The following is a 9,406-nucleotide window of genomic DNA, read 5'->3' on the forward strand; positions in this document are numbered from 1 at the left end:
TCCGCAACAGCCCGTCACCTGGGGTTTCAGCGGTCAGTTCTGCACGCTCGCGCTGAGGGGTGCCGGTCGCGTCAGACCAGGGCGTCCTCGGCTTCCGACTCGCGCCGGACCGGTTGCGGCCAAGGCGCCGGCACCGGCCGCGGCCGCACCTGCTGCGGCCACCAGAACCAGCGCCCGAGCAGGGTGGCGACCGACGGTGTCATCAGCGACCGGACGATCAGGGTGTCGAACAGCAGACCCAGTCCGATAGTGGTGCCGACCTGGCCGATCACGATCAACGCGCTGACGGCCATCGAGGCCATCGTGAAGGCGAAGACCAGACCGGCGGCCGTGACCACCGCCCCGGTGCCGACCATGGCGCGGATCAGACCGGTGTGCAGGCCGGCGTGGATCTCCTCCTTGATCCGCGAGACCAGCAACAGGTTGTAGTCGGCGCCGACCGCGAGCAGCACGATCACCGACATCGGCAGCACCATCCAGTGCAGCGGGATCCCCACCGCGTGCTGCCAGATCACGATCGACAGGCCGAACGCCGAGGCGAGGCTCAGCACCACCGACCCGACGATCACCGTCGCCGCCACCACCGCGCGGGTGAGCACCATCATGATGATGAAGATCAGCACCAGCGACGCCGTCGCGGCGATGATCAGGTCGTAGTCGGCGCCTCGCTGCATGTCGTTGAACATCGCCGCGCTGCCGCCCAGGTAGATCCGGGCCCCCTCGAACGGCGTGCCCTTGATCGCATCCGCCGCCGCGATCTTCAGCGGTTCGATGCGCGAGGTTCCCTCCGGTGTCAGCGGGTCACCCTGGTGAATGATGGTGAACCGCACCGCATGTCCGTCGGGTGAGATGAACAGCTTGATGCCCCGCTTGAAGTCGGCGGTGTCGAAGGCCTCCGGCGGCAGGTAGAACGAGTCGTCGTTCTTGGCGGCGTCGAACGCCTCGCTCATGGCCGTCGAGTTCTGCTGCATCGCCATGTTCTGGTCCTGCTGGGCCTTCTGCACCTGGTACTGGTTGAGCAGGGTCTCCTTCTGGTTCTTCAGCGACCGGATCTGCGCCGGCATCACCGCGACCATCTTCGGCATCAGCGCGGCCATCCGCTGCATCTCGGGAACCAGGTCGTCGAAGTCGCCGGACATCACGTCGACGCCGTCGATCGCATCCCAGATCGACCGCAGCGAAAGGCAGATGGGGATGTCGAAGCAGTGCGGTTCCCAGTAGAAGTAGTTGCGAATCGGCCGCCAGAAGTCTTCGAGATCGGCCATATGGTCGCGCATCGAGCCGATGTCGACCGCGGTGTTGCTCATCTTGTCGGCCATCCGCTGCGACACCGCCGCCAGGTCCGACTGGATGCTCATCATCTCGGTCATCGCATCGATGCTGTCCTGCAGGTCCTCGGTCTGCTTGAGCAGGTTGTCCAGGTTGGTCTGCATGTAGTCGTTGTTCATCAGCTGGGCTGTGCCGCTCTGGCCGATGGTGTACGGGATCGTCGAATGCTTGATCGGATCACCGTCGGGGCGGGTGATGGTCTGCACCTGGGCGATGCCGTGCACGTTCTTGAGGGCTTTGGCGATCTTGTCGATCACCAGGAAGTCCGCCGGATTGCGCAGGTCCCGGTCGGTTTCGACCATCATCAGGTCCGGGTTCATCTTCGCCTGGGAGAAGTGCCGGAACGCCGCCGAGTAGCCGACGTTCGCCGCGACGTCGTCGGGGAGATAGATGCGGTCGTTGTAGCTGGTGTGGTAGCCGGGCAGCGCGAGCAGCCCGATCAGCGACGCCGAGACGGCGCACACCAGGATCGCTCCCGGCCAGCGCACGGTGGCGGTGCCGACCTTGTGCCAGCCGGCTGACCGACTGACCCGCTTGGGTTCGAGGATCCGGCCGAATCGGCTGCCCACCGTGATGACGGCAGGTCCGAGTGTCAGGGCGGCCGCGACCACCATCACCATGCCGACCGCCAGCGGGATTCCCATGGTCTGGAAGTACGGCAGTCGGGTGAAGTGCAGGCAGAACGTGGCGCCGGCGATGGTCAGACCCGAGGCCAGCACCACGTGCGCGGTGCCGTGGAACATGGTGTAGTAGGCGGTTTCTCGGTCCTCGCCGACTTTTCGCGCCTCCTGATATCGACCGATCAGGAAGATCGCGTAGTCGGTGGAGGCGGCGATGGCCAGCGTCACCAGCATGTTGGTGGCGAACGTCGTCAACCCGAACAGGTTGTGGAATCCCAGGAATGCCACTATCCCCCGGGCGCCGGACAGTTCGAGCATGACCATTGCCAGCACGATCAGCGTGGTGATGATCGACCGGTAGACGAACAACAGCATGATCGTGATGACCCCGAAGGTGAGCATCTCGATGGTTTCCATGCTCTTGTCGCCGACATGGTTCTGATCGGAGCTCGTCGCCGCCGGACCGGTCACATAGGCCTTGACCCCTTCTGGCGCAGGGGTTTCCGATGCGATGCGGCGCACCGCGTCCACCGAGTCGTTGGCCAGGGTCTCCCCCTGATCGCCGGCGATGTAGACCTGCACGTAGGCCGCCTTGCCGTCGGCGCTCTGGGCGCCCTTGGCGGTCAGCGTGTCGCCCCAGAAGTCCTGGACGTGCTGGACGTGGGTGGTGTCAGCACGCAGTTCGCGCACCATCTCGTCGTAGAACGCGTGTGCTTTGGCGCCCAGCGGTTGGTCGCCTTCGAGGACGATCATCACCGAACTGCTGGTGTCGTACTCCTGAAAGACCTTGCCGACCCGCTTGGTGGCGATCATCGACGGTGCGTCGTTGGGGCTCATCGACACCGCGCGCAGCTTGCCGACCTCTTCAAGCTGCGGGACGACGGTGTTCAGGCCGACGATGATCCCGATCCACACCAGGATGATCGGCAGCGCGAACTTCCGGATGAAACGCGGAATCCGCGGGTGCGAGGCGTGGCTGGACACCGCGATGGGTTCGGTCGGCGCGCTCATGCTGCCTTCACGAAGCAGAAGGTCTCGGCGTTCACGCCGGTGGCGGTCCGCTCCTGTTTGACCTCGTCGTCGACGGTGACCCGGCAGCTGATGCTGTCGCCGTCACCCTGGGCCAGGATGTTGGGCATCACCGAGGGCAGCGTGGTCTGCAGCGTCAGCGTCCACGGCAGCGCCGTGTTCTCGACGCGCTGCGGCTTGCCTTCCAGATCCATGTAGTTGATGACCGCCGTGGCGCCGGACCCGAAGATCTCGTATTTCACGAACTTCGGGTTGAAGTCCTCGGCATTGTCGGAGGACAGGTCGGTCACCACAACGGGATTCGATCCGAACACGGTCCGCATGCGCGCCACCGTCAAACTGCCCAGCGTGACCGCCAGCACGATCAGGGCGGGTAGCCACAGCCGTCCAACCACGTCTTTCATCGCTACCTTTCCCGATGCCGCGCCCACTCGGCAGCCTGTTGACGTTGCGCGCACGCAAGACTCCGCGGCGTCCCGAATCGTGCAGATAGCCAAGCTAACTGTTTAACCGGATCAAGTCAATCCACTTTGACGTGGTCCCGATTACACTTGTCCGGGTGAGCGCCAGTGAGACGACGCCCCGCCCCCTGCGCAAGGACGCCGAGCGCAATCGCAACCGGATACTGGATGCCGCCCGCGAACTGTTCGCGGCCAAGGGCCTCGAACCCAACCTCAACGACGTGGCCCATCACGCCGGTGTGGGGGTCGGAACCGTGTACCGACGCTTCGCGACCAAGGACGAGCTGATCGAGGCGATCTTCAAAGACGGTATCGATCAGCTGGCAGACCTGGCGGAATCGGCTCTGCAGCAGCCTGATTCATGGCAGGGATTCGTGTGGTACGTCGAGCAGATGTGCGAGATCACCGCAACCGACCGCGGGCTGCGGGAGATCGCGTTCAGCAAGTGCTACGGCGGCGACCGAGTCCAGACCGCCCAGGAGCACCTTGTTCCCCTGCAGAAGAAACTCGTCGAACGGGTGCGACTCGACGGGCACCTGCGCCCGGAGGCGGCGGACACCGACATGCCGATCTTCGCGCTCCTGGCCGGCACGGTCAGCGAATTCGCCGGCCACGTCGACCCCGGGTTGTGGCGCCGCTACGTGGCGATCCTGCTCGACGGCATGCGCCAGCGCAGCGACCAGGCGCCGCTACCGGTAGCCGCCCTCGACGATGACGGGATCGAAGCCGCCATGCAGACCTGGGAGCCGGCGGGGCCCGGCAAGCACACCTGACTCAGGCGCGGACCTCGCTGATCTTGCTGCTGTCGGTCCCGATCGTCTTGCAGAACGCCTGCACACCGATCTTGGTGGCCGCGATCTCCAGGTGCGACGCCTCCTTGCCGTACTTCTTGTGCAGCATCGCCGAGACCGCGGCGTTCTGCTTGTCGTCGTCGTCGGCGTTGAACTCCTTGCAGGTGGTGTCGCCACCCTTCTCGGTGAGCTTCTCAACGGCCGAGCACCCGCTCAGCAGGAACGCCGACGCGGCGAGGGCGGTCAGTACAGCAGGGCTGAATCGCGGCATGGCAGGGCCCACCCTTCTGGTCAGGTTACGAGTGACGAGCCTACGCCGCCGGAGTTCGACAGCGGTACGCATCACTCCCGATCTGTCGTACGAACGGTCGAATCATGACTCTCCACCGGCTATTTCGGTTGCCATCTGGCTAAATTCAGCACCACCACGGTGGACCCGCATATCGAATAACCGGCATCGAGGAGAATCATGACGAGCCGACGACCTGCAATTCTCGGGACAGGCCGGCCAGGCGGAGGCCGCCGACTGCTGACACTGGCAGCCAGTGCGGCGGTAGCCGCGGGATGCATGCAATCCCTGCTGCTGGCACCGCAGGCACACGCCGAGCCGACCGCGACCGTCAAGGCGAAAACCCAGCGGATGTCCGAACCCACCCTCAAGTCACGCCAGAACGGCTGGTACAGCGTCGGCGACAAGTTGAAGCTGACCTGCTCGACGCGGGGACAGAGCGTCCAGGGGCACTTCAGTTTCAACCTCCCCAACGGCGGCTGGGACGACCTGTGGTACCGGGTCTCCGACGGCTACTACGTAGCCGACATCGACATCGAGACCGGCACCTTCAACTCGGTCACACCGGCCTGCAATGCCAAACCGGCACCGGCACCCGCGCCGGCCCCGCCGGCGGCATCGGGCCGCAGCATGGGAAAGACCACCAACCGCAACACCGGCGTCTCCGGCCAATGCACCTGGGGCGCAAAGCAGAAGTGGTATCAGGCCACCGGCAACCGCTACTACCCCGATTTCGGCGGTAACGCCAAGGACTGGAAGGGTTCCGCCCGCGCCGCCGGTTGGACCGTCGTCGACGACGCACAAAACCGCGCGATCGTGGTGTTCCAGCCCGGTGTAAAGGGCGCCGACCCGACAAACGGCCACGTCGCCTGGGTTGACTCGGTCTCGCAGCGCTCTGATGGACGCTACATCCACGTCACCGAGATGAACGGAGCCAACGGGCCGGGAAATTGGGCTAGCCGCGACGTCAAGGACGTGCCCGGCATGTCCTACATCCTGCTCCCCTGAACCACGCCCCGAGTCGGCTACAGCAACGCCTTCTTGAGCACCTTCCCCATCCCGTTGCGGGGCAGCGCCTCGACGATGCGCACCTCGCGCGGCCGCTTGTGCACCGAGAGTTGTTGGGCCACATAGTCGATCAGCTCCGCAGGAGCTGCGTCACCGACGACGAACGCAACGATCCGCTGCCCCAGGTCGTCGTCGGGCAGCCCCACCACCGCGACTTCGGCAACCCCGGGATGCCCCAGCAGCACGGTCTCGATCTCCCCGGCGCCCACCCGGAAGCCGCCGGTCTTGATCAGATCCACCGATTCGCGACCGACGATCCGGTGCATTCCGTCACCGTCGATGACCGCGACGTCGCCGGTGCGGTACCAGCCGTCGTCGAACGCCTCAGCCGTGGCGTCCGGACGGTTGAGGTACCCGTCGAACAGCGTGGCCCCGCGCACCTGCAGGCGCCCGATCGTCTCGCCGTCGTGGGCGACCGTGCCGCCGTCGTCGGCGACCAGTCGCGTCGTCACCCCGGCCAGCGGCAACCCGACCCAGCCCGGCCGGCGTTCGCCGTCGAGGCGGGTGCTCACCGTGATCAGCGATTCGGTGCTGCCGTAGCGCTCCACCGGCGCCTGACCGGTGAGTTCGGCGAGCCGGCGGAACACCGGCACCGGCAGCGCGGCACTGCCCGAGACCAGCAGCCGCGCCGACCGCAGCATCGCCGCGGCCCCGCTGTCGGCGACCACCCGCGACCACACCGTCGGCACCCCGAAGAACAGCGAGCCGCCCGCGCTCGCGTAGGCCTGCGGTGTCGGTTTGCCGGTGTGCACGAACCGGTTTCCCACCCGCAGCGAGCCGAGCAGGCCTAGCACCAGGCCGTGCACGTGGTACAGCGGCAGGCCGTGCACCAGCACGTCATCGGCGCTCCACTGCCAGGCCTGCGCCAGGGCGTCCAGGTCGGCGGCCAGCGCCCGACGGCTCAGCTGCACGCCCTTGGGCGGCCCGGTGGTGCCGGAGGTGTAGATGATCAGGGCGGTGTCCGAACCGGCCGGCTCGAGCGGGCGTGGCCCGGCGCCCGCGCCGCGGCGGACCGGGATGTGCGGCAGACCGGCCAGGTCGTCGGGCCGGTCCCCCAACCAGGCCTGCGCACCGGAGTCGGTGAGGATGTGCGCTCGTTCGGCCGCACCCACGTCGGCGGGGACCGGCACCACCGGAATCCCCGCGAGCAGACACCCGGTGACGGCGAGCACCGTCGACGCCGTCGGGGTGGCGAGCACCGCCACCCGGCCCACCCCGGTGAGATCCGCCGCGACCGCGGCCGAAGCGCTGCTCAGATCGGCGCGGCTCAGTATGGTGTTGTCGATGCGTACCGCATCCGCGATATCGTCGGCGTCAGGGTTCAGCGAGGTCAGCAGCACATCGGCGACGTTACTCGGGTTCTGAACGCGAGTCGGCCGGCCGCCACGTCCGGTGCGGCCACGCCCAGACCCGAATATTGATAACGTCCATCCGTTAAATGTCGGCTATATTTGTGACGACACGGAACGAGGAAGGTCCGCGGATGCCCGATCAGGCCAGCCATGAACGTCGTGGGCCGCGCAGCCAGCGGTTGCCGCGCAACCAGCAGCGCGAACGCGTGCTGCGACTGGTGCGCGAGGGCGACGGTGCGGTGGATGCCGGTGAGATCGCCGGCCAGATGGGCCTGCACATCACCACGGTGCGCTTCCACCTGGACGCGCTGTGCGAGGAGGGCGCCGTGGCGCGCACCCGGATCAAGCGAGACGGCGTCGGCCGGCCCCGCACCGGGTACGTCGCGGTCCGCGACCGGTTGGACTACCGCAGCCTCGCGGAGATCCTCGCGCTCGAACTCGGCGACACCGTCGCCGAACGGCGGGAACGCGCCGAACGCGCCGGCGAGCGCTGGGCGGGCCGGATCATCGCCAACGCCACCGCCGAATCCGACGACCCCGGACCCGATTGCACGGACAGCGCCGACGACCGGGCCGACATGATCGCCGAGATCTTCGAGCGGATGGGGTTCGGCCCGGAACTGGCCCCGGCCGCCGAACCCGGCGCCGACGGCAAGCGGGAGCGCACGATCCGGCTGCACGGCTGCCCGGTCCGGGATCTGGCCCGCACCCATCCGGAGGTCAGCTGCGGCATGCACGTCGGGCTGCTGCGGGGCCTGCTGCACGCCCAGACCGGCGCGGGCGACGGTGACCGGCTGCGCGCCGAACTGGACCCGTTCGTGGAACCGGAGCTGTGCATCGCCCGGGTGGTGACCGATGACTGAGCTCGACGAGCGCACGACCCTGGCCGACCTGGCCGACCGCGACGACGTCGAAGCGCTGCTGTGGCGCTTCTATGGCACCGTGCTGTACGACGACATCCTGGGCGAGCCGTTCGCGGAGGTCCGCGACGTGCACGGCCTCGCCGAACACATCCCGGTGATGGCCGACTTCTGGGAGACCGTGCTGTTCAAGGTCCGCCGGTATCAGGGCCATGTCCAGGATGTGCACGGACGCGTCCACGAGACCACCGCGCTGTCCACCCCGCATTTCCTGCGATGGCTGACGACCTGGTATGCCTCCGTCGACGACATGTTCGCCGGGCCGCTCGCCGAGCGGGCGAAACGGCAGGCCGCCCGGATCTGCTGGTCGATGCACCGCGCGCTCACCGGCGGTGACGACGCCGAACTCAACGAACTGGTCAAGCAGTGCACGGAGTTGGCGGTCCGGCTGCGCGACACCGCACGTCAGCCGCGCAGCACCGACGCGATCACCTGACGCGGCAGCTGGTCCGGACTCGGATAGGCGACCACCACCCGGATCTTGTCCGGGTCGCACCCCTCCACGAACGTCACACCGTTCTCGACGTGGGTGAACACCGCCGGGTCGTGGGTGCGCAGCCGCTGCTCGATCGCCTCGAGTTCAGCACGACTGTCGGTCGCCCACATCAGGAATTCCACGCCGATGGTGCCGCGGTCATGCCGGCGCGACGGGTCGATCGAGTTGATGTAGAGCTGGAAACCGCTGGGCGACACCAGGAGTGCCACATCGTGTTCGTGGATCACCACCCGGAAGCCGAACACGTCGCAGTAGAACCGCACTGACTGGCGCAGTTCGGAGACCCGGACGACCGACGAGGCCACTCGCACATTCGGCCTCGGCTGCTCATCCGGTCCGGTGATGGCCGTGTCGTCCGTGTCGGTGCTCATCCGCCGCTCCTCAGCATCACTACGTCCGCTTACGCGGGCGCCCCTCCGGGCTTTCGTCGACGCCGATCCACGTTACCCGCCGACCGGGGTCTTTCCGTGTCGGACATGAATCTCGTGGCGCAGCCGGGGCACCATGTGCGGATAGTGCAGCTCGAACGCCGGGCGTTCGGACCGGATCCGCGGCAGTTCGGTGAAGTTGTGCCGCGGCGGCGGGCAGCTGGTCGCCCACTCCAGTGAGTTACCGTAACCCCACGGGTCGTCGACGGTGACGACCTCGCCGTAGCGCCAACTGCGGAAGACGTTCCATACGAACGGCACCACCGACGCGGCGAGGAAGAACGCCCCGACCGTGGAGACGATGTTGAAGCCCTGGAAACCGTCGCTGGGGAGGTAGTCGGCGTAGCGCCGCGGCATGCCCATGTTGCCCAGCCAGTGCTGCACCAGGAACGTGGTGTGGAAGCCGATGAACGTCAGCCAGAAGTGCAGCTTGCCCAGCCGTTCGTCAAGCAGCCGCCCGGTCATCTTCGGGAACCAGAAGTAGATGCCGGCGTAGGTGGCGAACACGATCGTGCCGAACAGCACGTAGTGGAAGTGCGCGATCAGGAAGTAGCTGTCGGTGACGTGGAAGTCCAGCGGCGGGCTGGCCAGCATCACCCCGGTCAGCCCACCCGCCAGGAACG

10 protein-coding genes are annotated in these 9,406 nt (G+C 66.9%); 4 read left to right on the top strand and 6 right to left on the bottom strand.

The annotated features are described in order from the left end of the window. Positions 1 to 71: 71 nt before the first annotated feature. Together KIH27_RS18305 and KIH27_RS18310 are read right to left on the bottom strand one after the other, a co-directional pair. Positions 72 to 2,960, bottom strand: coding sequence for an MMPL/RND family transporter (locus KIH27_RS18305; RefSeq protein ID WP_214094400.1), 2,889 nt, complete (start codon positions 2,958 to 2,960; stop codon positions 72 to 74). Beyond that, complete coding sequence (locus KIH27_RS18310) at positions 2,957 to 3,382, bottom strand: MmpS family transport accessory protein (RefSeq protein WP_214094401.1); 426 nt, start codon at positions 3,380 to 3,382, stop codon at positions 2,957 to 2,959. Before KIH27_RS18310 ends, KIH27_RS18305 begins: the two co-directional genes overlap by 4 nt. 131 nt (positions 3,383 to 3,513) lie before the next feature. On the opposite strand from KIH27_RS18310, the gene KIH27_RS18315 reads away from it, so the two are divergent. Continuing rightward, positions 3,514 to 4,212, top strand: a complete 699-nt coding sequence (locus KIH27_RS18315) for a TetR/AcrR family transcriptional regulator (protein WP_214094402.1) — start codon at positions 3,514 to 3,516, stop codon at positions 4,210 to 4,212. 1 nt (position 4,213) lies between these two features. On the opposite strand, the gene KIH27_RS18320 is transcribed toward KIH27_RS18315, so the two are convergent. Further along, on the bottom strand, positions 4,214 to 4,501 hold the full coding sequence (locus tag KIH27_RS18320) for an outer membrane protein assembly factor BamD (protein WP_214094403.1): 288 nt from the start codon (positions 4,499 to 4,501) through the stop codon (positions 4,214 to 4,216). 297 nt (positions 4,502 to 4,798) lie between these two features. Here KIH27_RS18320 and KIH27_RS18325 point away from each other — a divergent pair, with 297 nt between their 5' ends. After that, entirely contained in the window at positions 4,799 to 5,527 is a 729-nt protein-coding gene (locus KIH27_RS18325) for a CHAP domain-containing protein (protein WP_214094404.1), read from the top strand. 17 nt (positions 5,528 to 5,544) lie between these two features. Here the strand turns inward: KIH27_RS18325 and KIH27_RS18330 are convergent, their stop codons facing one another. Beyond that, complete coding sequence (locus KIH27_RS18330; protein WP_214094405.1) at positions 5,545 to 6,927, bottom strand: acyl-CoA synthetase; 1,383 nt, start codon at positions 6,925 to 6,927, stop codon at positions 5,545 to 5,547. Between the two features lie 143 nt (positions 6,928 to 7,070). On the opposite strand from KIH27_RS18330, the gene KIH27_RS18335 reads away from it, so the two are divergent. Both KIH27_RS18335 and KIH27_RS18340 read left to right on the top strand, forming a co-directional pair. Continuing rightward, positions 7,071 to 7,802 carry a helix-turn-helix transcriptional regulator gene (locus KIH27_RS18335; protein ID WP_214094406.1) on the top strand — a complete coding sequence of 244 codons (732 nt, stop codon included), beginning with the start codon at positions 7,071 to 7,073 and terminating at the stop codon, positions 7,800 to 7,802. Further along, on the top strand, positions 7,795 to 8,295 hold the full coding sequence (locus KIH27_RS18340; RefSeq protein ID WP_250150354.1) for a group III truncated hemoglobin: 501 nt from the start codon (positions 7,795 to 7,797) through the stop codon (positions 8,293 to 8,295). Before KIH27_RS18335 ends, KIH27_RS18340 begins: the two co-directional genes overlap by 8 nt. On the opposite strand, the gene KIH27_RS18345 is transcribed toward KIH27_RS18340, so the two are convergent. Then, positions 8,265 to 8,726, bottom strand: coding sequence for a VOC family protein (locus KIH27_RS18345; RefSeq protein WP_214094407.1), 462 nt, complete (start codon positions 8,724 to 8,726; stop codon positions 8,265 to 8,267). The genes KIH27_RS18340 and KIH27_RS18345 overlap by 31 nt on opposite strands. Positions 8,727 to 8,798: 72 nt before the next feature. Next, positions 8,799 to 9,406: cytochrome c oxidase subunit I (locus KIH27_RS18350; protein ID WP_214094408.1), on the bottom strand; the 608-nt coding region annotated here is incomplete at its 5' end.

Origin of the sequence: Mycolicibacter acidiphilus (assembly GCF_018455725.1) — a bacterium.
GTDB lineage: Bacteria > Actinomycetota > Actinomycetes > Mycobacteriales > Mycobacteriaceae > Mycobacterium > Mycobacterium acidiphilum.